Source organism: Streptomyces sp. NPDC060366 (assembly GCF_042725135.1).
GTDB lineage: Bacteria > Actinomycetota > Actinomycetes > Streptomycetales > Streptomycetaceae > Streptomyces.
This window is the reverse complement of sequence record NZ_JBHXDC010000002.1, coordinates 87891-110134: the sequence shown is the minus strand read 5'-3', so window position 1 is coordinate 110134 and position 22244 is coordinate 87891. Positions and strand designations below refer to the sequence as shown.

The 22244-nt window shown below is 72.4% G+C and carries 16 protein-coding genes; 5 read left to right on the top strand and 11 right to left on the bottom strand.

Annotated elements, in window-relative coordinates:
- Window positions 1–125: 125 nt before the first annotated feature.
- Complete coding sequence (locus tag ACFWHU_RS05285) at window positions 126–1952, bottom strand: endonuclease/exonuclease/phosphatase family protein (RefSeq protein WP_387224046.1); 1827 nt, start codon at window positions 1950–1952, stop codon at window positions 126–128.
- Window positions 1953–2184: 232 nt separating this feature from the next.
- Here ACFWHU_RS05285 and ACFWHU_RS05280 point away from each other — a divergent pair, with 232 nt between their 5' ends.
- Window positions 2185–3726, top strand: a complete 1542-nt coding sequence (locus ACFWHU_RS05280) for a hypothetical protein (RefSeq protein WP_385794700.1) — start codon at window positions 2185–2187, stop codon at window positions 3724–3726.
- 43 nt (window positions 3727–3769) lie between these two features.
- On the opposite strand, the gene ACFWHU_RS05275 is transcribed toward ACFWHU_RS05280, so the two are convergent.
- From ACFWHU_RS05275 to ACFWHU_RS05265, 3 genes are all read right to left on the bottom strand, one after another.
- The gene (locus ACFWHU_RS05275; RefSeq protein ID WP_385794699.1) at window positions 3770–4537 is read right to left on the bottom strand and encodes an SDR family NAD(P)-dependent oxidoreductase; all 768 of its coding nucleotides are present in this window, start codon (window positions 4535–4537) and stop codon (window positions 3770–3772) included.
- 77 nt (window positions 4538–4614) lie between these two features.
- Window positions 4615–6960, bottom strand: a complete 2346-nt coding sequence (locus tag ACFWHU_RS05270) for a protein kinase (RefSeq protein WP_387224045.1) — start codon at window positions 6958–6960, stop codon at window positions 4615–4617.
- Complete coding sequence (locus tag ACFWHU_RS05265; protein WP_387224044.1) at window positions 6957–9341, bottom strand: protein kinase; 2385 nt, start codon at window positions 9339–9341, stop codon at window positions 6957–6959. Before ACFWHU_RS05265 ends, ACFWHU_RS05270 begins: the two co-directional genes overlap by 4 nt.
- Window positions 9342–9714: 373 nt before the next feature.
- Here ACFWHU_RS05265 and ACFWHU_RS05260 point away from each other — a divergent pair, with 373 nt between their 5' ends.
- Window positions 9715–11295 carry a TROVE domain-containing protein gene (locus tag ACFWHU_RS05260; RefSeq protein WP_387224043.1) on the top strand — a complete coding sequence of 527 codons (1581 nt, stop codon included), beginning with the start codon at window positions 9715–9717 and terminating at the stop codon, window positions 11293–11295.
- A gap of 115 nt (window positions 11296–11410) precedes the next feature.
- Window positions 11411–11638: a hypothetical protein gene (locus tag ACFWHU_RS05255; RefSeq protein WP_037784015.1), complete on the top strand. Its 228-nt coding sequence runs from the start codon at window positions 11411–11413 to the stop codon at window positions 11636–11638.
- A gap of 89 nt (window positions 11639–11727) precedes the next feature.
- On the opposite strand, the gene ACFWHU_RS05250 is transcribed toward ACFWHU_RS05255, so the two are convergent.
- Together ACFWHU_RS05250 and ACFWHU_RS05245 are read right to left on the bottom strand one after the other, a co-directional pair.
- Complete coding sequence (locus tag ACFWHU_RS05250; RefSeq protein ID WP_387224042.1) at window positions 11728–13008, bottom strand: TerD family protein; 1281 nt, start codon at window positions 13006–13008, stop codon at window positions 11728–11730.
- Window positions 13009–13072: 64 nt separating this feature from the next.
- The gene (locus ACFWHU_RS05245; RefSeq protein ID WP_385794685.1) at window positions 13073–13897 is read right to left on the bottom strand and encodes an NAD-dependent epimerase/dehydratase family protein; all 825 of its coding nucleotides are present in this window, start codon (window positions 13895–13897) and stop codon (window positions 13073–13075) included.
- A 251-nt stretch (window positions 13898–14148) separates the two neighbouring features.
- On the opposite strand from ACFWHU_RS05245, the gene ACFWHU_RS05240 reads away from it, so the two are divergent.
- Together ACFWHU_RS05240 and ACFWHU_RS05235 are read left to right on the top strand one after the other, a co-directional pair.
- Window positions 14149–15132, top strand: a complete 984-nt coding sequence (locus ACFWHU_RS05240) for a 5-dehydro-4-deoxyglucarate dehydratase (protein WP_387224041.1) — start codon at window positions 14149–14151, stop codon at window positions 15130–15132.
- Window positions 15129–16313 (top strand): hypothetical protein, encoded by a 1185-nt coding sequence (locus tag ACFWHU_RS05235; RefSeq protein WP_387224040.1) that lies wholly within the window; start codon window positions 15129–15131, stop codon window positions 16311–16313. The genes ACFWHU_RS05240 and ACFWHU_RS05235 overlap by 4 nt, the downstream gene beginning before the upstream one ends.
- Here ACFWHU_RS05235 and ACFWHU_RS05230 read toward each other — a convergent pair.
- The 5 genes from ACFWHU_RS05230 to ACFWHU_RS05210 form a co-directional block, all read right to left on the bottom strand.
- The gene (locus ACFWHU_RS05230; RefSeq protein WP_387224039.1) at window positions 16299–17528 is read right to left on the bottom strand and encodes an MFS transporter; all 1230 of its coding nucleotides are present in this window, start codon (window positions 17526–17528) and stop codon (window positions 16299–16301) included. The genes ACFWHU_RS05235 and ACFWHU_RS05230 overlap by 15 nt on opposite strands.
- Before the next feature lie 62 nt (window positions 17529–17590).
- Window positions 17591–19042 carry a peptidoglycan D,D-transpeptidase FtsI family protein gene (locus ACFWHU_RS05225; protein WP_385794676.1) on the bottom strand — a complete coding sequence of 484 codons (1452 nt, stop codon included), beginning with the start codon at window positions 19040–19042 and terminating at the stop codon, window positions 17591–17593.
- 70 nt (window positions 19043–19112) lie between these two features.
- Entirely contained in the window at window positions 19113–19778 is a 666-nt protein-coding gene (locus ACFWHU_RS05220) for a response regulator (protein ID WP_387224452.1), read from the bottom strand.
- A 35-nt stretch (window positions 19779–19813) separates the two neighbouring features.
- Window positions 19814–21160: a sensor histidine kinase gene (locus tag ACFWHU_RS05215; RefSeq protein ID WP_387224038.1), complete on the bottom strand. Its 1347-nt coding sequence runs from the start codon at window positions 21158–21160 to the stop codon at window positions 19814–19816.
- Complete coding sequence (locus tag ACFWHU_RS05210) at window positions 21157–22152, bottom strand: hypothetical protein (protein WP_387224037.1); 996 nt, start codon at window positions 22150–22152, stop codon at window positions 21157–21159. Before ACFWHU_RS05210 ends, ACFWHU_RS05215 begins: the two co-directional genes overlap by 4 nt.
- Between the last annotated feature and the right edge of the window lie 92 nt (window positions 22153–22244).

The following is a 22244-nucleotide window of genomic DNA, read 5'->3' as shown; positions in this document are numbered from 1 at the left end:
GGGCGCGGTGGCCGGGGGAAGGCGCGGTGGCCGGGCGGGGAGCGCGGTGGTGGGGAAGGGCGCGGTGGTCCGGCCGTATGTGGGGTACGGCCGGGCCACCGCCGTTCAGGCAGACGCGGGCCCGGTCACGGGCGGAAGCGCAGCACCTGCGGGTCGTGGTCGCTGTTCTGGTCCGCGAACTCGGCGTTGATGTGGACGCTGTCGTAGTCGAAGTCGTCGACCGCCGGGCTCGTCAGGATCTGGTCGAGCACCTGGCTGTTGCCCTGGTAGACGTACGAGTAACGCTCGGGCGCCGGCAGGGACTTGATCGCCGGATACAGCGCGCCGTCGGCGGTGAGCGCCTTCGTCGTGGCGGAGAACTCGAAGTCGTTGATGTCACCGACCACCAGGACGTCGGCGCTCCGCTGGATCTTGAGGAGGTCCTTCACGAAGGTGTTGACGGCCTTCGCCTGGAGGTGCCGCTGCGCCTCGGAGATCCGGTTCGGCGGCTGGTGGTGCGAGACCAGGCTCTCGTCGCCGCCCTTGGAGCCGAAGTGGTTGGCGATCACGACGACGGGCTTCCCGCGGAAGGTGAACTCGCCGGCCAGCGGCTTGCGGCTGTCCGTCCAGGCGGCGTTCGCCGGGTCGATCCGACCGGGGGACAGGCTCAGGCCGGCCTTGCCGTTCTGCCGTACGGCCTCGGTCGCGGTCGTCGCGTCGCCGCCCGCGCGGTCGGTGAAGGAGACCCGCTCGGGGTTGAAGAGGAAGACCTGACGGATGTTGCCGCCGGGCTCGCCGCCGTCCGTCTTGTTCTCCGGGTCGACGGTGCGCGCCTCGTACGCCGGGCCGCCGGCCGCCACGATCGCCGCCGTGAACTTGGCGATCGTCGCGTCGGCGGAGACGGTGCCGTCGTCCGTCGCGCCGTTGTCGTCCTGGATCTCCTCCAGCGCCAGGATGTCCGGCGACGACAGGTTGTTCACGACGGCGCCGGCGAGCGCGTCGAACTTCTCCTGCGGGTCGGACGGGTCGAGGTTCTCGACGTTGTACGTCGCCACGGCCAGCTCGTCGCGGCGCTGCGCACGGGTCGTCTCGGGCTTCGCGCCGTCGCCGGTGACCTCGCCGAGCGTGCGGGCGGTCAGCGTGTAGCCGCCGAACTGGTTGAAGTCCAGCGGGCCTTCGGTGCTGCCGGACAGCACGTCGCCGACGTCGGCCTTCGGGAACGGCTTCTCGGCGACCGGGGCCAGCTGCTGGATCTGGATCCTGCCGGTGTTCTGCTCGTCGTAGCCGCCGTAGACCGTGCCGCCGCGGCGGTTGGCGTTCTCGCTCGGCTTGACCGTCACCCACAGCTCCGAGTACGGGTCGGTGGCGCCGACCACGCGCGAGGTGCCGACGCGGACGTTCATGCCCTCCAGCGACTCGTAGTAGTCCAGCGCGTAGCTTCGGGGCTTGAGCTGGAGGCCGTTGATGCTGTTGCCCGTCGCGGCGGTGCCCTTCGGGGCGTACGCGGCCGGTACGGACTTCGCCGAGATCGTCACCGGCGCGGGCAGCTTGTTGCCGGAGGAGACGACCGTGATCTTCGGCGACGAGATCTGGGTGAGCGACTGGTTCCCGGAGGTGGCGCCGCCGGGGATGTACTCGGTGACCGTGCCGGACACCTTGATCGAGTCGCCCACGGCGACCGTCGGCACGGCGTTGGTGAAGACGAAGATGCCCTCGCTCGTCGCGGCGTCCTTGTCGGGGCTCGGGTCCTGGAACCAGAAGCCCCGGGAGCCGTACGTCCGTACGCCGGTGACGATGCCGGGCACGTCGGCCACGGGGGTGCCCACGAGCGGCGATATCCGGCCACTGCCCTGGATGCCGTGGATCCTGATCTCGGCGGCGGACGCCGAGGACGATCCGGCGAGCAGACCGGCTGCCAGCGCGGTGGCGACGAGGGCCGAAACGGCGGCCGTTCTCGGTACGGATGAAGGCATTACGGGACTCCGGAAGTGAGAAAGGGTGACGGAGTGGAACGTGGTTCCACACGTGGTTCCACACGTGGTTCCACGTGTAGTTCTACGCGCGTCAATCTCTTGCGTGGGCACATGTGTTGTCAAGGGTGTCGGGGTGTACACCCGTTGTCGGCCAAGTGAACCGGGTGGGATGGGGTGAAATACGTCTACGCTTGGGCGCCCTGGACCCGTAAGGCGCAAGGAGAATCACCAGATGTCCGGAGACCGCCCCACCCTGCCGCCGGTGCGGCTGCCCTCGGACGCGGAGCTGGCGCGGGACGCGCTCGCCGTACCGCTGCTCGCCAGGGCCGTGCGTCTCGCCCGCTGGGCCGGGCCCAAGACGCGCGTCGGCGCGGGTGGTGAGCTCGTCGAGGAGCAACTGCCCGCGGCGGCAGAGGTGCTGGGACTCCTCGGGACCGAGAGCCCCGAACCGACGGAGAGCGACGAGGCACTGGCGGCGCAGGCCCGGGCGGAGGCCGAGGCCGAGGCGAGCGAGGCGTGGCGGGTGGCCGTCGACACCGGGCTGGTCGAGGTCGAGGACCCCTCCGACGGAGCGGAGTCCGCGGACGGGGCGGGCGGCGTGGACGCCGGTGGTGACGGGGACGGCACCGTGAGCGCCGGGGCCGCGCTCCAACTCATCGCGTCCGGCAGCCCGCAGGACGTCCTCTCTCTCTGGCTGGACGCCCTGGACGTCGTCTTCGCCGACGCGACGGCGCCCGTCCTGGAGGATCTGGCCGGCGCCATCGGCGACGACGGGGAGATCGACCTCGACGCCCTGGACTGGGACCCGGAGGCGGAGGCCGAGTTCCTGGAGGGCGTCCTCGGGAACCTCTATCTGCTCACCGTCGGCGAAGGCGGGACGGACCCCGTCCCCGTACCGCTGCCGGTCCTCGCCGCGTCGATGATCGTGCCCGACGACATGGGCGAGCCCACCGACGATGTGCTGGAGCAGGTCTCGGACGCGATGATGCGGCTGGACGACCAGTTCGCCCTGCTGGAGCCGGTCGGGCTCGTCACGTACGTGCCCGTGGACGAGGCCCTGATGGTCGACGACGCCGAGGCCGACGCCGTGCCGTCCGGCGACGACGAGGACGTGTCCCGGTACGGCGTGGTCACGCTGACCCCGCTCGGTCTGCACGGGATCAGGTCCCGGATGCGGGACGCGGGCGTCGACGCGCCCGCCGTCGGCGACCTCGCCGACAAGGGCGCCGACGCGCTGCTCGACGGCGTCGCGCACTTCCCCGAGCCGGCCGCGCGCGCGGAGACCGAGCAGTGGCTGGCCCGCCGCGAACCCGCCGAAGCCGCACGCGAACTCCTCGCCGCCGCCAAGGGCACCGACCCCGGAGCCCCGCTGCGCCGGCTGCACTGCCAGCAGTCCCTCGCGCTCGTCGGTGTCGAGGCCGAGCCCGCCGTGCGCGAGGTCCTGGACGACGCGGAGCTGGGCGGGCTCGCCCGCGTATGGCTCGCGGAACTGGGGGCCGCCGACGTGCCGCCGCCGCCCGAGTCGATGATCTTCTGGCTGGCGATCGACACGATCGCGGCCCAACTCGACTCTGAGGGCGAGCCCCTGGAGCTCCAGGAGCTGGTGGAGGGGCTGGTCGGCCAGCACAGCGGCTTCTTCGACGCGGCGTGGCGGGTGGACCACCCGGCGACGGCGGACGTCCTGGAGGCGATGGGCCGGCTGCACCGGGACCGCAAGGCGGCGAAGGACGCCCGCAAGGCGGCGTTCAAGGCGCGGTCGCGCAACGGGGGTTGATAGGGGCGGGGCGCCGGCGGCGCCCCGCCAGCGGGCGCGTTCCTCAACTCCGCAGGTGCGAAGCCCCGTTGAGGTCCAATACCGCGCCCGACGACCACTGCGCCCCGGGCGAGGCCAGCCACAGGACGGCCGTCGCGATCTCCTCCGCGCTCGCCACCCGGCCGAACGGGCTCTGCGCCCGGATCGCCTCTCCCTCCGCCCCGGCCAGCCGGTCGGCCACCCGTTCCGTGTCGAAGAAGCCCGGCGCGACGGAGGCGACACCGATGCCGTACGGCGCGAGCGACACCGCCAGCGACTGACCCAGCGCGTGCACGGCCGCCTTCGTGGCGCCGTACGCGGGATGGTCGGGCTCACCGCGGAAAGCGCCGCGCGAACCGATGTTGACGATCCGGCCGCCCACGCCGCGGTCGATCATGGACCGTGCCGCGCGATGGCTGAGCAGCGCCGTGCCGAGCACATTCACCGACAGATGGCGCTGCCACGTCGCCGCCCAGTCCTCGTACGAGGTGGTGGCGAGCGGATGACGCTCGTTCACCGCCGCGTTGTTCACGAGTACGTCGATACCGCCCAGCGCCTCCCGCGCCGCGTCGGCGATCCGTGCCGCGCCCTCGGGGTCCGACAGATCGCCGCCCAGCAGTACGTGGCCGGTGCCGTCGAGCGAGTCCAGCGTGTGGCGCGCGTCGTCCTCGCGGGTGCCGTAGTGGACGGCGACACGGTCGCCGTTGGCGGCGAAGGCGCGGGAGACGGCGCGGCCGAGACCTCGGGAGGCACCGGTGACCAGCACTCGGCGGCCGGTCTGCGGGAGGTTCATGAGGCGGGCCTTTCGGACGAGGGGCGGGGGAGCGGGAGTTGGCGGAGGAGTGGGCGCGGACGCCGGAGCGCGGGCCGTCAGCCGTCCACGCCGTTGTACGCCCGTACCGCCGACGTGCCGATCCGGCCGTACCAGCCCGACGCGTCGGCCGCGAGCCCGTCGATGATGCCAGGCAGCGACCAGGTGCGCCGCACCGCGCCGTCGGTGAGCCGCAGCGCGGTGCAGACCTCGCCGCAGGCCGCGTAGACCGTGCCGCCCACGACGACCGGCGGCACCTTCGCGATCCCCGTCAGCCGCCGCGTCCAACGGGGCTCGCCCGTCCGGGGATCGACGGCCTGGAGGGTGTCCGCCTTCGACCAGTGCAGCACCAGAGCGCCCGCCGTGACCGGACCGCGCACCCCGCCCGTCCGCCGGGGCCAGCTCGTCTCGACGCCGAGAGTGGGAAGCGACGGCCAGAGCCGCTTCGCGCTGTCCGGATCGAAGCCGTGCAGCGAGCCCGCCGTGGCCAGCAGGCCCGTACCGCCCGCGACGCCGACGGCCGTGGCGCCCGGAGTCACCGCGTAGGTGTCCGCTCCGACGGCGACGCGCTCCCCGCTCCGTGCGCCGACCAGGTGCAGCTTGCCCACAGTGGTGAGCAGCGCGAAGTTCCCCGCGTCCGGCAGTGCCCCGGCGGCGAGCAACTGGTCCCCGCCGTCCTTCAGCCCCTCGTACGACCACAGCGTCCTGGCCGACGCCGCGTCGACACCGAGCACCCGCCACCCGAGGGTCGCGGCCAGCATCATCGTGTCGCCGAGCACCGTCGGCGGCTGCGTTCCGGCGCGCTCCTGTTCCCAACGGCTCGCCCCGGTGCGCAGATCGACGGCCCGGAGCTCCTTCGTGTCCGTGTCGTCCTGGTACGCCGTGATCAATGTCCCGCCGACGACCGTGATCCAGCGGGGCGCCACCGGCTGGACGGGCTCGGGCGTCGCGCGTGCCTTGCCCGAGGCGAGATCGACGAGGGGCAGTCCGACGTCGGGCGCCACCAGGGTCCCCTCCGCCACGCCCCACACACCGGGCGCGCTCTCCGTGGCCGTCAGCTCCCAGCGCCGGGCTCCGTCGGAGGCCGCGCAGGCGCGGACGTAGCCGTCGACGCCGCTCGTGAGCGGTCCGTGCAGCAGGACGGTGCCGCCGGAGAGCAGCAGGGCGTCGATGCCACCGGGCTCCGAGGTGAGACTCCAGCGGAGCGCACCCGCCTTCGCCGACCCCTTCTCGAGGTCCAACTGGGCGCCGTCCGAACTGTCCACGGTGCCGCCCGGCCCCGGACTTCCCCAGCCGCGTACGACGGAGACGCCGAACAGCCCGGCCAGGGTGGCGCCACCGGCCACCAGCGCCCCCCGGCGGGCCAGTTCACGGCGGCGCCCGGCGCGCTCCGCACGCTCGACGCGGCCCGGGTCGGGGGCGGGGCGGGGCGGCGCGGTACGGGACGGTTCGACCCGCGGCCTGTCGGGAGGCGGCGCCGGGGCCGTCGCCGCCGTCACCTCCTTCGTGGGAACCACCGCCGTGTGCTCGCGCGGCCGGTCCTCCTCGTCGCCCCTGATCAGGCTCCGCAGCGGCTCCTCGCGCCACCACAGCGCCGCCCGGGGGTCTGCCGTCCGCTCCAGCACGGCCCCGACCGAAGGCCGCCCGGCCGGTTCCTTGTCCAGACAGTCGGCGACCAGTCCCCGTATCTCCGCGGGCACGCCGTCCAGGTCGGGCTCCTCGTGCACGGCCCGGTAGAGCAGGATCGCCACCGTTCCGTCCCCGAAGGGGTTACGGCCGGTGGCGGCGAATGCGAGGACCGCGCCCAGCGCGAACACGTCGGCCGCCGCGGTCACCGGTCCGCTGTCCGTGATCTGTTCGGGCGCGATGAAGCCGGGCGTCCCGATGATGTCCCCCGCCCGCGTCATCCCGTGGTCGCCGAGCGCACGCGCGATCCCGAAGTCGATGACGCGCGGGCCCTCCGCCGTGATCAGGACGTTGGACGGCTTGAGGTCGCGGTGGACGAGTCCCGCGCCGTGAATGCTCGTCAGCGCCTCGGCGAGCGCGGCGCCCAGCGACCGTACGACAGGCACCTCCAGCGGCCCGGCGGCGGCGACCGCGCGCCGAAGTGTGACCCCCGGCAGATAGGCGGTGGCCAGCCACGGCACGGGCGACGCGGGATCGGCGTCTAGCACCGCGGCCGTGTGCGCCCCCGTCACGGCGCGGGCGGCGGCGGCCTCGCGCCGGAACCGCTCGCGGAACTGCGGTTCGTCCGCGAGGTGCGCGTGGACGGTCTTCACCGCGACGAGCCGACCCCCGGTCGTACGGCCCAGATACACCCGGCCCATGCCACCGGCGCCGAGCCGGCCGAGCAGCCGTACGGAGCCGAGGGTCGCGGGGTCTCCGGGCAGCAGGGGGTCGGTCATATCGGCTCCGGGGCGGCGTAGGTGGACAGGGTGCCGTCGGCGGACACATGAACGAGGCCGGAACCGGTGGCGCCCTCGCCGCCGGTTCCGACGGCGACGGACTGCGCGTCGCCGGTCTCGGCCGCCCACACGAGTGCCCCTGTCGCCGCGTTCCGCGCGTGCACACCCCATGTGGGGCGGCCGTCGGTGGTCTCCTCGCCTTCCGGCGCCCGCCCCAGGCCGTAGACGAGCCCGCCGGACACCACCGGCGAACCGCGGTCCGTCGGCGAGCCGATGTCCTTGAGACTCCAGCGGGTGCGGCCGGTCTCCGCGTCGAGTGCCTTCAACTGGTCGTACGTGGCGGTGTGCACGAGCCCGGCGACGGCCGTGGGGGTGATCCCGGCGTCCGTCTCCTCCTCGGACAGGGCGCGGCTCCACCGGGTGCGGCGGGTCGCGAGGTCGACGGAGCGGAGCCGGCCGCCCGTCGCGTAGCAGCGGACACCTCGGGAGCCGGGGTGTGCCTCCACGTACCGCGATCCGCCCGGTATCTCGCGCTCCGGCGTGCCGTCGGCGACGCGCAGGACGGCGAGCGGTTCGCCCTCCTCGGTCCCGTCGGCGAACGAGTCGCGCGCCGATGCCACGGCGATCCGGCCGCCCGCCTGGTGGAGGCCCACCACCTCCGCCTCCCCGCCCTGGTGGAACCAGAGGGGGTCTCCCGTGCGCGGGTCGAAGCCGTAGGCGCGCCAGGGACGGTTCCCCCCGGTGCGGCGGGCCCACTGCGTGGCGTACGACGTGTAGGTCACCAGACAGACGAGGTCGGCGGAGACGGAGAACGCGGCGGAATCCCCGTCCGCCGCCGCGTCCGGCCGGCGCAGTTCCAGGGGGCGCCGGGGATTGTGCCGAAGGTCGCCCGTGCCCCATTTCTCGACGCCGGTCGCCGCGTCCAGGGCGACGATCTCCGACGAGAGGAGGTCGGTCACCCGCAGGACCTGGACGAGTTCGCGCCCCGGCACGATGTCGGTGATGTCCTCGACCGGATAGGTCCAGCCGACGGTTCCGGTCCGGGCGTCGAGGCGGATCAGTCCGTCCGCGCCCGTCAGATAGAGGGCGTCGCCGTGCCGGACCGGTGTCGCCTCGCCGATGTCGCGGGTCCACAGGGCGCGGCCGAGCGTGTACGAGGGTGCTGACTTTGGCCCGTCGTCCCCGTCGTCCCCGTCGTCCCCGTCGTCCCCGTCGTCGCGGCCGGTGAGCGAGGTGAGCCAGGCGACGCCGCCGATCGCGGAGCCGCCGGCGAGGGCGGCGCCGCCCCAGCGCAGGAAGCGTCTTCGTGACGCGCCCCGGCTCACGACGGTGTCGGCGCCCGCGCCGGGTGCGACCGTCGTACCGGGGGAATGGCTGACCACGGTGGTGCCCGGTGTTCGCGATTCGCCGCCCGGCTCGTCGGCCGATTCAACCGGCGGGTTCCTCGGGTCCGACGGGTCCGCCGGCCCGGCCGCCGTCGTCTCCGGCGCGTTCGCGACCAGCGCGGCCACTTCGTCCTCGCGGCGCCGGATCAGACCGGCCACCGCCTCGCGCTCCCACCACGGATCGCCCTCGGTCCACGCCGCGCACGCGGTCAGCACCTCGGCCACGGTGGGCCGGTCGCCCGGCTCCTGGCTCAGACAGCTCCCGAGCAGGTCCCGCCACCCCGTGGCGCCCTCCCGCGCTCCCGGTATCTCCTCCAGGCCGTCGAGATCCGCCGAGCCGTGCATGGTCCGGTACAGCACCTGGTGCACCGCCCCGGTGCCGAACGGCGGACGGCCGGTCGCCGCGTACGCGAGCAGTGACCCGAGCGCGAACACGTCGACGGCCGGTCCCGGTTCGCCCGCCCCGGTCAGCAGCTCGGGCGCGATGAAGCCGGGGGAGCCGACGATCTCACCGCTGTCGGTCAGGCTCTCCTCGGCGGAGGTCCGCGCGATCCCGAAGTCGATGACCATCGGGCCGTCGCGCGTCACGACGATGTTCGACGGCTTGAGGTCGCGGTGCACGAGCCCGGCGCCGTGCACGGCGGCGATCGCCTCGGCGAGGGCCGCCCCGAGCGCGGCGAGTTCGCCGGAGGCGAGCGGTCCGAGCGCCGAGACCGCCCCGGTCAGGGTGGGTCCCGTACAGAACTCGGTGGCCAGCCACGGGCGTACGGCCGCCGGATCGGCGTCGAGCACGGCGGCCGTGAAGGGGCCCGCCACCGAACGGGCCGCGGCGGCCTCGCGCCGGAACCGCTCCCGGAACTGCGGATCGGCCGCCAGATGCTCGTGCACCGTCTTCACGGCCACCAGCCGCCCGGAGGCCGCCCTGCCGAGATGGACCCGGCCCATGCCGCCCTCACCGAGCAGAGCGACCAACCGGTACCCACCGAGCTGTTCCACCGCGGCTCCCCCCTCCGAACCCACCGCCCGTGCGCGGCCGATCACTGCGACGCACAGAGAGCATCCCAAGGTTGCGGCGGCCGCCCGATACCGGCCGGGGACCGTGCGCGTACGGAGGCCTTCCCCGTGGTCGCCCCGTCTCGCGCACCGCTTTTCGCGCCGCCGTTAAAACCCGTGGCGGCCCGTCGGCCGCTCTCCTAAAGTCATATTCGTCCAGGTGCGAAGGCGGGACCTACTTCCACTTCTAATGGGGATGTCGCAGGTTCGAGTCCTGTCATCGGCTTTCGAGCCGATGTAGCTCAGTTGGCAGAGCACCTTGTCGGTTCCGCCGGCCTTGATCTCTGGACTTTTCATCGAATTCGGGGGAATTCCCATGGCACGTTTCAACTCGCGTCTTTCCGTGGTTCGCGGCGCGTCGCCCGTGCGGTCGACCGGCCGTACCACCCGGACGCACGAGGGCGGCACCGGACATCTCCGTGACGCCAAGTCCGAGCTGTTTCTGCTCGCCGTCGGCAACTTCGTTTCCCAGCAGACTTTTTACGAGTCCGGGGACGGTCGCGACGACCGCTTCCTGACCCTCGTGCGCGAGCTGGCCGTCGAGGACCCGCAGTGGACGGCCGGTCTCCTGGGCTGGCTGCGCCGTGACGGGAACATGCGGACCGCCGCCCTCGTCGGCGCCGCCGAATATGTGAAGGCGCGTCTCGAAGCGGGCGTCAGCACGGGCCCCCCGAACCGTCAGGTCGTCGATTCCGTACTGCTGCGCGCCGACGAGCCCGGTGAATTGCTCGGTTACTGGACGTCCCGTTACGGACGCGGAATTCCCAAGCCCGTCAAGCGTGGCGCGGCCGACGCCGTGAAGCGGCTCTACAGCGGTAAATCACTGCTCAAGTACGACACCGCGTCGAAGGGTTATCGATTCGGGGACATCCTCAATATCGTGCACGCGTCGCCCGACCCGGCGAAGGTGTGGCAGGGCGAGCTGTTCCGATACGCCCTGGATCGCCGGCACCACCCGGACACCGCCGTTCCGCCCGCGTCGAACCGCACCCTCACCGCGCACCGGGCGCTGATGGCGCTGCCCGTCGCCGAGCGGCGCGGGGCACTCACGGCTCCCGGCGCCGCCGAGCGTCTGGCCGAGGCGGGTATGACGTGGGAGATGCTGGCGGGCTGGCTCCAGGGTCCGATGGACACGGCGGCGTGGGAGGCCGTCATCCCGTCCATGGGGCCGATGGCGCTGCTGCGCAACCTGCGGAACTTCGACGAGGCAGGGGTGAGCGACGAGGTCGCCGCCCGGGTCGCCGCCGAGCTGTCGGACCCGGCGGTCGTCGCCCGGTCGCGGCAGTTCCCCTTCCGCTACCTCGCGGCGTACCGGCACGCGCCGTCGCTGCGCTGGTCCTACCCGCTGGAGCGGGCGCTCGGCCACTCGCTGGCCAATGTGCCCGCGCTGCCGGGTCGGACGCTGATCCTGGTCGACCGCTCCGGCTCGATGTGGTCGCCGCTGTCGGACCGCTCCCAGCTCAACCGGGCGGACGCCGCGGCGATCTTCGGGACGGCGGTGGCGATGCGCGCCGCCGGCGCGGACCTGGTCGAGTTCGGTTCGAGCAGCGGCAAGGTGAAGTTCCGCCGGGGCGAGTCCGTGCTGAAGGTCCTGGAGCGCTTCGGCGATCTGGGTGGTACGGACACCTCGCGGGCGGTGCGGGCGCACTACCGCGGCCATGACCGGGTGCTGATCGTCACGGACGAGCAGGCGACGTTCAGCCACTACGGCGACCCGACCGAGCAGGTCCCGGAGCGCGTTCCCGTCTACACCTGGAATCTGGCGGGATACCGGGCCGGGCACGGTCCGTCGGGGACGCCGTACCGCCACACTTTCGGTGGTCTCTCCGACGCCGCGTTCCGTATGGTTCCGCTGCTGGAGGCGGGTCGGGAGGCCCACTGGCCGTGGGCGGTCTGACCGTCCGGCCGGGCTCCTGGCGAGGGTCGTGGGGTCGCTGGGGAACGAGTGATCCCGCGGCCCGTCGGCGGTCGGGCATGGCGCGTCGGGGGCCGTTGGGCGCATACTCCAGGTAATGACAAAGTCAGCCGGTTCCCGGCGCCACCTGCCGTCCAGTCCCTTCAACCGCCAAGGCCCGGCCTCACCTCCGCCCGAGCACTTCGACGTGGGAGACCGTGTCTCCCATGATCAGTTCGGGTTGGGCAGAGTCATCGGAGTCGAGGGCGAGAATGCCGTGCTCATCGATTTCTCGGGCCGCCAGGGTCGGATCCTGAGCCCCTTCTCCAAACTGACCAAGCTCTGAAGACCCAGGCCCCCGGGCCGCCGCGATCCCCGTGACCGCGGCGGCCCGTAAAGGCATGTCCGGATCCGAGGCCGGATCCGGGACGGTGCTCAGAGGGCCTTGGCCGCGGGCTTGACCATGCCGCGGACCGTGCGGGACTTCACGAACTCGCCGACGGCCGTCATCTCCCACTCGCCGGAGAACTGACGGATCAATTTGGCCATGATCACGCCGGTCTGCGGTTCGGCGCCCGTCAGGTCGAAGCGGACGAGCTCCTCGCCGGTCCGCGCGTCGAGCAGCCGGCAGTAGGCCTTGGCGACCTCGTTGAACTTCTGGCCGGTGAACGAGTTGACCGTGAAGACCAGGCCCGTGGCCTCGGCCGGCAGCCGCCCGAGGTCGACCACGATCGTCTCGTCGTCCCCGGCGCCCTCACCGGTGAGGTTGTCGCCGGAGTGCTTGATCGAGCCGCCCAGGATGGCCAGCTTGCCGAAGTAGCAGCTGTCCAGGTGGTTGCGGTTCGGCCCGTAGGCGATCACGGAGGCGTCGAGGTCGATGTCCTTGCCGCGGAAGGCGGGCTCCCAGCCGAGGCCCATCTTGACCTGGGTCAGCAGCGGGGCGCCGCCCTTGACGAGCGACACCGTCTGGTTCTTCTGGAGGTTGACGCGGCCCTTGTCCAGGTTGATCTTCCCGGCGCTCTGCGGGGGCGCCGGGGGAGCGGACGGCGGGACGGGGGCGGCGGGGGCGACGGGGGCGACGGGGGGCGTCGCGATGCGGGGATCGGCGATCGTGGGGGTCGGAGCCGGGGGCGGGACGGGCGCGGAGGGCGGCACCGGAGCCGCCGGTGCCACGGGCGCCTGCGGTGCCTGCGGGGCGGCGGCCGGCGCCGCGGGCTCCTCGACGGAGACACCGAAGTCGGTGGCGATGCCCGACAGCCCGTTCGCGTACCCCTGGCCGACCGCGCGGACCTTCCAGGCGCCGTTGCGCAGATAGACCTCCACGACCACCAGGGCGGTCTCCGAACCCAGATTCGGCGGAGTGAAGGTGGCGAGCGCGGCGCCGTCGTCGGCGTTGCGGATGGTCGCTGTGGGCTCGATGCCCTGGAAGCTCTGTCCCGCCGCGTCCGGGCTGGCCGTGACGACGATCTTCTCGATACCGGCGGGGACGGCGGAGGTGTCCACCACGATCGCGTCCGGGGCCGTACCGCCGCCGGACCGGTAGGTCACACCGGGGCCGGTCGGCTGGTTGTAGAAGATGAAGTCGTCGTCGGAGCGCACCTTGCCGTCGGCGGTGAGCAGCAGGCCCGATACGTCGAGCCGCACCGGTGCGGCGACGTCCACCGCCACGCGGGCGGCGGAGAGAGGGATGTTCGAGCCGGGGGTCATAGCTGTCATGCCAGGCGTAACGAACGACCCCTCTTTGCCGTTCCCTTAACTATCCCTCCCTCGCCCGGACGGATCAGTACGGCCACTGGGGCGGGTGCGTGCAGAACTGGCCGCCCAGATGGGCGTGGTCGGGGTTCTCCGGGTCCAGTTCGCCCTGTTCGGCGACGAGTTTGTCGGCGTACTGCTCGGAGTCGTCCTGGGGCTCGTACCCGAGTGCCCGCGCCGTCGAAAGGTCCCACCACAGACGGGTGTTGGCGGACGAGCCGTAGACGACGGTGTGGCCGACGTCCTCGGCCGTGAGCGCGGCGTGGAACAGCCGCGCGCCGTCGCCGGGGCTCATCCAGACCGACAGCATCCGTACGGAGGTCGGCTCCATGAAGCAGGACCCGATCCGTACGGAGACGGTCTCCAGTCCGTGCATGTCCCAGTAGAGCTGCGCCAGGTCCTCGCCGAAGCACTTGGACAGGCCGTAGAAGGTGTCGGGGCGCCGCGGGGTCCCGATCGGGATCAGCGCCTGCGAGTCGAGCGGGTAGGTGCCGCGCGGCCGTGGCGTGAAGCCGACGGCGTGGTTGCTCGACGCGAAGACCATCCGCGCGTTGCCCTCCTCGCGCGCCGCCTCGTAGAGGTTGTACGTCCCCTCGATGTTGGCCCGCAGGATCTTGTCGAACGACGCCTCCAGCGAGATGCCGGCGAGATGGATGATCCCGTCGACGCCCTGGACGGCCTCGCGCAGGGCGTGCTTGTCGCCCAGGTCGGCCGTGATCGCGTCCGGTTCGCCTTCTATGGGAGTGGCGTCGAAGAGCCGGAGTTCGTACCCGTAGGCGGGCAGCAGGCCCCGCATCAGGGTGCCGAGGCCGCCTGCTGCGCCGGTGAGCAGAACGGTTCGCGGTCGGGGCATGGGCCAAATCTCCTCGGACGTACTCAGCCGGACTCAGATCCATGGATTGCATTCATATCCGTGGACACGCTAAGGAGCCTCTCGGTCACCGTCAAGTGTCGCGCGGAGGCGGCTAATCCGCTCCTGGGTTGCGGCTTTCCGTCTTGACCGGCGCCGCACGGCTGGCCTAGCGTGGCGCTGTTCAGAAACATGGACGCAGATCAGAATTGTGCACGAGTATGAGTGCTCGCCGCACGGCCCAGGGAGCGCCAGTGACCTCAGCCCCGCTCGCCGCCCGCCTCAACCGAGTCGCCGGACCGCTGTTCTTCCCCGTCACCGCGTACGGTCCGGACGGCGCCCTCGATCTCGACGCGTTCCGCGCGCACATCAGAAGCGGCGTCGACGCGGGAGCCGCCGCGGTCTTCGCCTGCTGCGGCACCGGCGAGTTCCACGCACTGACCCCGGAGGAGTTCGGAGACTGTGTGAGGGCCGCCGTCGAGGAGACCGCGGGAGCGGTCCCCGTCGTGGCCGCCGCCGGTTACGGTACGGCAATCGCCGTCCGATACGCGGGGATCGCCGAGGCCGCGGGCGCCGACGGACTGCTCGCGATGCCGCCCTACCTGGTGGTCGCCGACCAGGAGGGCCTGCTGCGCCACTACACGGCGCTGGCCGCCGCGACCGGCCTGGAGACCATCGTCTACCAGCGCGACAACGCGATCTTCACCCCCGAGACCGTCGTCAGGCTCGCCAGGACCGACGGCGTCATCGGCCTCAAGGACGGCCACGGCGACCTCGACCTGATGCAGCGCGTCCTGAGCGCCGTACGCACCGAGGAGCCCGGCCGGGACTTCCTCTACTTCAACGGCCTGCCCACCGCCGAACTCACCGGCCTCGCCTACCGGGGCATCGGCATCACCCTCTACTCCTCCGCCGCGTTCGCCTTCGCGCCCGAGATCGCCCTCGCCTTCCACCGGGCCCTCACCTCCGGCGACGACACAACCGTGAACAGGCTCATCGACGGCTTCTACCGGCCGCTGGTCGAACTGCGCTCCAAAGGACGCGGATACGCCGTCTCGCTCGTCAAGGCGGGCGTCAGACTGCGCGGTTACGACGTCGGAGAGGTGCGCACGCCACTGAGCGAACCGCAGCCCGCGCACATCAAGGAACTCACCGAGATCATCGAACGCGGGTACGCGCTGATCGGCGACAGCGACGGCACCAGCGACAGCGACGGAGAGCAGGGGGAGCGCACGTGAAAACCTCCGCGTTCCTCTACCCCTGGGACGTCGTGGGCGACCCCGGCGCGCCCGCCCGCGTCGTGGACCTCGGCGTCCGGCAGGTGACCCTCGCCTCCGCCTACCACTCCACGCGCGCCCTCACCCCGCGCCACCCGCGCCACCGCGTCGTCACGGCCGAACACGCCGCCGTGCTCTACCCGGTGGACGAGGAGCGCTGGGCGGACGCCGAGCTGCGCCCGTACGCCTCCGGTGACTGGGCTCCCGGTGACGCCTACGGCGAGGCCGCCGCCGCGCTCTCCGACGCCGGACTCGACGTGCACACCTGGGTCGTCCTCGCGCACAACTCCCGTCTGGGCGCGGAGAATCCCAGTGCCTGCGTGGTGAACGCCTACGGCGACCGCTACCCCTGGGCCCCGTGCGTCGCCCGCCCCGCCGTCCGTACCTACGTCGTGTCGCTGGCCGCCGAGGCCGCCGTACGCCCCGGAGCGGGCGGCACCGAGCTGGAATCACTCGGCTGGTACGGGCTCGCGCATCTGCACGCCCACGACAAGATCGGCGGCGTCCCGCTCGACGAGGCCGCGCAGTACCTGATGTCGCTCTGTTTTTGTTCTGTCTGCCGCGCCGGATACCGGTCGCTCGGCCTGGACGCCGACGAACTGAACGCCGCCGTCAGACGCGCCCTGGAACCCGTCTGGAGCGGCGTCCGGGGCACCGACGGCCCCTCGGGGTGGCCGGCCGTCGAGAAGCTGCTCGGCGCCGATCTCGCGGCCGCCACCCTCGACTGGCGCCTGCGGACCGCCCGTACGCTCCAGGAGGCCGCGGTCGCCGCCGTACGCGCGGCGGCGGGACCCGGCTTCCAGGTGCTGCTCCACGCCGACCCCCACTTCCACCGCACCGGGGCCAACGCCGGTGTCGAGCCCGCGCACATCCTCGGCGTCGCCGACGGGGTCGTCCTGCCGTGCACCGGCGGCGCGGCGGAGGCGATGCTCACCCCGTTCGCCGCCCACCGCCGCGAATCCACCGTGCTCGCCGCGAACTTCACCGTCGTCAAGGGCATGGGCGGCAGCCCGGACACCCTCGCCGACGACGCGGCGCACGCCCGCTCGCTCGGCGCGACCGAACTGCGGCTGTACCACGCGGGCCTGGCCTCCGACGCGGACCTGGCCGCCGTCACGGCCGCGCTCTCAGCTCTCGGCTGAGGCCCGTCTCGGCAGACCTCCGTAGAACGTGAGGCCGGCCGCCGTCAGCAGCCCGATCACCCCGGTGACCGGCAGCAGCACCGTGATGTCGACGAACGCGACGAGTCCCGCGCCGAGCGCGAGGGACACCGCGTTCGGCACGTAGATCAGGGTGTTGGCGGTGGCCGCCGTCCGCCCCAGGACGGCGTCCGGCGTCTCGCGCTGCACCGCCGTCAGCGCCACGATCAGCACGCACGGCAGCCCGATCCCGACCGCCACCGCGCTCGCCAGCACCACCGCGTCGTACGGCAGTGCCCGCAGCCCCACGGCGGCGGCGAAGAGCGCGACACCACCGGCCGCGAACACCCGCTCCGGCATCCTGCGCATCAGCGGGCCCGCCAGCAGCCCGACGGCGACCGAGCCGGCGCCCTGGAGGGCGTAGAGCAGACCTACGTACGTAGGAGCGTGCCCGAGCCCCTTGTCGACCACCGCGTAGATGGCGGCGCCGTTGAGCCCCGCGAGCAGCATCGTGACCGATCCCGCAAGGACGAGCGGACGCAGCACCGGCGAGCCCCGCAGCACCCGGGCGCCCTCCGCCGTACGGGAGAGCCAACTGCCCGTGCGCTCCGGCGCGGGCCTGTCCTCCCGCACCCGCATCAGCGCGAAGAGACCGGCCGCCAGCACGAACGTGGCGGTGTCCAGCAGGGCGACCGTGCCGCCGCCGTACGCCGCGTACAGCCCGGCGCCCGCGAGCGGCGCGAGGAGCTTCATGCCCTCGTTGGCCGTCATCCGCAGCCCGTTGAAGTCCCCCAGCAGCCGTTTGTCGATCGCCGTCGCGACCAGGGCCGCCTCCGCGGCGTCCTGCACGACACCGCTGACGCCGTACACGAACAGCACGGCGAACAGGATCCAGATCCGGTCCGCCGAGTCGACCAGGAGGAGCAGGGGCAGCAGCGCGGCCATGACGAGATTGCAGAACACCAGCAGCGGTCTGCGCCGCCACCGGTCCGCGATCGCCCCCAGCAGCGGCCCCACCAGCGTCGGCGCCCACATCGCGAAGACCGTCAGGGCCGCCAGACTGTCCGACCCGGTGAGTGACTTGACCCAGATCCCGCCGACCAGCCACATGGCCGACGTGCCGAATCCGGACACGACCACGCCGGACAGATACAGCCCGGCGTTACGGTCCCGAAGGACCGTGCCTATCGCCCACTTCTTCCCCGTCCTCATCCCCATCGGCCCATCCTGGCACGGGCGTCACAGGGGGCCCAGGGGTCGTTCTCCGGCGCCGGACCGGGTCAGCGCAGCGCCGCCTCCATCATCCGTTTGGCGATCGGGGCCGCCAGACCGTTGCCGCTGACCTCCGAGCGTGCCGCGCCCGAGTCCTCGACCAGCACCGCCACCGCCACCTCCTTGCCGGTGGACGAGTCCTTCGCGTACGAGGTGAACCACGCGTACGGCGTCCGGCTGTTGTTCACGCCGTGCTGGGCCGTCCCCGTCTTGCCGCCGACCTCGGCGCCGTCGATACGGGCGTTCGAGCCCGTGCCCTCGTCGACCACCGTCACCATCGCGCTGCGCAACTGCTCGGCCGTGGACGACGAGACGATCCGGCGCGAGGACTCGTCCTCGTAAGAGGCGAGGGCGTCGCCGTTGGCGTCCACGACCTTGGACACCATGTGCGGAGATTCGAGGATCCCGTCGTTGGCGAGCGCCGAGGAGACCATGGCCATCTGGAGCGGCGTGGCGGTGACATCGAACTGGCCGATGCCCGTCAGCGCGGTCTGCGCGTCGTCCATCCCGGAGGGATAGACACTCTCCGCGGCCCGTACGGGCACGTCCTGCTCGGTGTCGTTGAACCCGAGCTTCGAGGCCGTCGCGCGCACCTTGTCCTCGCCGAGGTCGGCGGCCATCTTGGCGAAGACGTTGTTGCACGAGTACTGGAGCGCCGTGCGGATCGTCGCGTCCTCGCAGGGCGCCGACGCGTTCTCGTTCTTCAGGACGGTGCTCGTGCCGGGCAGCGTGAACGGGTCCGGGCTCTTGGTCCGGGTGTCCACCGATTCGTACAGCCCGTCCTCCAGCGCCGCCGCGGCCACCACCAGCTTGAAGGTGGAACCGGGTGGCAGGGGCTGCCGCAGCGCCCGGTTGACCATCGGTTTGTCCGCGTCGGCGGTCAGCCGGCTCCAGGCGTCGCCGTCCGTCGTCCCGCTGATCGTCGAGGGGTCGTAGGAGGGGGTGCTGACCATCCCGAGGATCCTGCCGGTCGCCGGGTCGATCGCGACGGCCGCGCCCTTCTTGTCGCCGAGCGCGTCGAAAGCGGCCTTCTGCACGGCCGGGTCGATCGTCGTCAGGACGCTGCCCGGCGCGGCGCGCTCACCCGTCAGCGCGTCCAGCGGGTTCTTAAGCCGGGGGTCCGTGCCGTCGAGGACATCCGCGTAGATGCCTTCGAGCTGCGTGGAGCGGTACGCCTGCGAGCTGTAGCCGGTGACCGCCGCGTACAGCTCACCGTCCGTATACGTCCGCTTGTACTTCAGGTCGTCGCTGTCCGACGTCCTGGCGGAGCCCGTGACGGGGGAACCGGCCACGACGATGTCGCCCAGCGGGTGGGCGTACTGGTCGATGAGCGTGCGTCGGTTGCGTTCGTTGTCCGCGAGGGCCTTGCCCTGGTACGCCTGCACCCAGGTGACCCGCACCAGCAGGGCGAGCACCATGAGCAGACAGACGACCGCGGTGCGCCTGATTGTCTTGTTCATCCCACAGAGGGACGAACAAGGCCGGAGGGTGCGTTCCGCCGCGGGCCCCTTCTCAGAAAGTCTTCATACGTCACCTCGGGCTGATGAACCCCGATTCGTACGCCGCGATCACCGCCTGTGTACGGTCCCTGGCGCCGGTCTTCGCGAGCACCGCCGCCACGTGCGACTTCACCGTCGCGGGGCCGACACCGAGCTGTCCCGCGATCTCCGCGTTCATCAGGCCGGTCGCCATCAGCCGCAGCACGGCCGCCTCACGGTCGGTGAGCCGGCTCACCCAGCGCGGCGCGGCGGGATGCCTGCGGGCGTACTCGGCCGCGAGGCCCCGCAGCGCGGCCGGGTAGAGCAGCGAATCGCTCCGCGCCACAAGGCGCACCGCCCGCACCAGGTCCTCCGCCGCCGCCCGCTTGAGCAGGAACCCGGAGGCGCCGACGCGCAGCGCCTCGTACACGTAACTGTCGTTCTCGAAGGTCGTGACGACGACGACGCGCGGGACCGGCCCCGCCTCCGGATCCACCTCTTGTGAAGGCTCCGTTCCAGGAGACGAGGGGGCCGGTGGTCCGAGGATCTGCTCGGTCGCCCGGATGCCGTCGATCTCCGGCATCCGGACGTCCATCAGCACGACGTTGGGGCGTACCGCGCGCACCACCGACACCGCCTCCGCGCCGGTCGTCGCCTCGCCGACGACCGTCATGTCCGGCTCGGCCTCCAGGATGACGCGCAGGGCCGTACGGACCATCCGCTCGTCGTCGGCGAGCACCACTTTGATGTCGGTCACGTCCGGGGCCACCGCGCACCTCCTTCGGAGGGCAGCGGCAGGGTGACCGCCAGCCGCCACAAACGCCCGTACGGACCGGCGTCGGCGTGCCCGCCGAGCAGCGTGGCCCGCTCGGTGACGCCGCGCAGCCCGCGCCCGCCACCGGGTCGTACGACGGGCCGTACGACCGGCCCGTCGGCGGGCTCGGTGCCGGGCTCGGCGCGGGGCAGCGGATTCTCCATCGTGATCTCCAACGTCTCCTCGCTCAGGGCGATCCGGAGGGTGACGGGCGAAGCCCCGCCGTGCCGCAGGGCGTTGCTCAGCCCTTCCTGGACGATGCGGTACGCCTCGCGCGACACCGGCTCCGGCACCGTCCCCACCTCGCCGTCGACGGTCGGCGTGACGCGCACGCCGCAGTGCGCCAGCAGCCCCTCCAGCGCGTCGAGCGTCGGCCCCGACGGGGCGCCCCCGGCCGGGTCCGGCTCGTCGTCCTGGCGCAACAGGCCCAGCACGGAGTCCAGTTCACCCACCGTGCGCCGGGTCGTCTCCTCGATCGCGGTCAGCGCCTCCCGCACGAACTCCATGTCCTTGGGGTCGTCGCTGTCCAGGATCCGCCGCGCCGCGCCCGCCTGGAGGGTCACCGCGCTCAGCGCGTGGCCGACCGAGTCGTGCAGCTCGCGGGCCAGCCTGTTGCGTACGGCGAGATCCGCCGCCCGGCGTTCGGCGGCGGCCAACCGGTCCGACGGTGTGGGGCCGAGCAGGACGGGCGCCAGACGGGCCAGCAGCGCGCCCGCCGCCGCCGCGCACGCGGCCAGCGCCACAAGGGAAAGGACCCCGGCGAGGGGCGCGAGCGTCAAGGCCAGGTCGTGCCTGAAGACACGGGGCATCCCGAGCCGGTTCTCCCGCAGCGTCGACGACAGCGGCAGCAACAGCAGCGCCACCGCGAACGGCGGCAGCGCCAGCGACATACCGCTGATGATCCCGCCGAGACCCACATGCAGCGTGAACCAGCCGACGGTGCGCACCCTGGCCGCCCGCGAGCGCGCGGGACCGTCGGCCAGTGACCCCTCCGTGAGCCCGCACATGGCCCGCGCGGCTGCCACCGACAGCGGCCGTGCGAGCGGGAACAGCGCGCTCGCGGCCGCGATCGGCAGCGCCGCCGCGAACGCGCCGAACTGAAGCGCGAGGGAGCCGGAGAACATGGTGTCGGCGCCGACGAGCGGGCCCACGATCACGGTGCCGAGCAGCCAGTACGGCATCAACAGGGCGCCGCCGAGGATCAGATGCGTCCAGCGCAGCCGCGCCCGCCCGCCGACGAGCGGGCGCAGGAGAGGCACGGCCGACCGCCGGAGTGCGACTGTCATGCGGCGCGGCGCCGCAGGACGGAGACGACACTGCTGAGCAGCAGGAACCCGGCGACCATCGACACAGCGTAGGTCAGCACCATCAGGCCGGCGGCCCGCTGATCCGGATCCGCGGGCGCCAGCGTGGTGAGGAAGAGGAAGCCGCCCCAGCAGCCGAGCGTGCCCGAGCCCACCCACGCGCTCGCGAGCGGGATCTTCGGCGACAGCCGGCCGGCGGCACGGAGGCGCAGGACGAGCAGCGACGTGCCGACCACCGCGACCACGGCGAACAGGGTGTGGACGCCCTCCACCAGATAGAAGTCGGTCGACCGCTCCGCGATCCGGTCCGCACTCAGTCCGGTCGTGGCCCCCGTCGCCCAGAGCAGATGCATGACGGCGGGCAGCAGCGCCAGCAGCGAACCGGCCGCCGCGGTCGCCCGCGCGGCCCTCGTCGTCCCCGCGTCCCTGAGACAGCCCCGCCAGAGGTGGCCCCAGCGGCGCCGCGCGTAGAGCACGAACAGCGTGCCCAGGGTGAGGCCTTGGAGGATGAAGCCGCAGTAGACGACGGCGAAGACCCAGGAGGCGAGGAACGGCTCCGAGTTCGAGGGCGCCGGACGTGAGCCGTCGACCAAGGAGCCCGCCAACTGGAGCGGATAGCCGGTCATGATCGGCGCGAGCAGACCCGTCGCGGCCCACATGGGCAGGCCGATCAGCCAGGCCGGCACGCGCCGCCCCCAGGCCTGGGTCAGCAGCAGCGCGAGAACCACCACGGCTCCGTCCAGAAGGACGGACACACTGTTGACGACGGCCATCATGGTCCGGTGCTCCAGCAGCGTGCTGCCGTCCGGGACGCCGATCCGGCCGCCGGCGATCCAGACGACCTTGATCGTGATGTACGGGAGGCAGGAGGCGACGGCGACGGCGCGCAGCGCCCGTACAGCACGGCCGGGCGGTGGCACGGGTGCCGGATCCGGGGTCCGTACCTGCGTGGGAGCGGCGGGTGTCTGCGTCATGTCACCCACGCTCCCGGCCGGCGGCCCGCCGCACCTCCTGCCCCATGACGATCCCTCTCCGCCGCACGGGGGAGACCCGGCGGCGGGGGAGC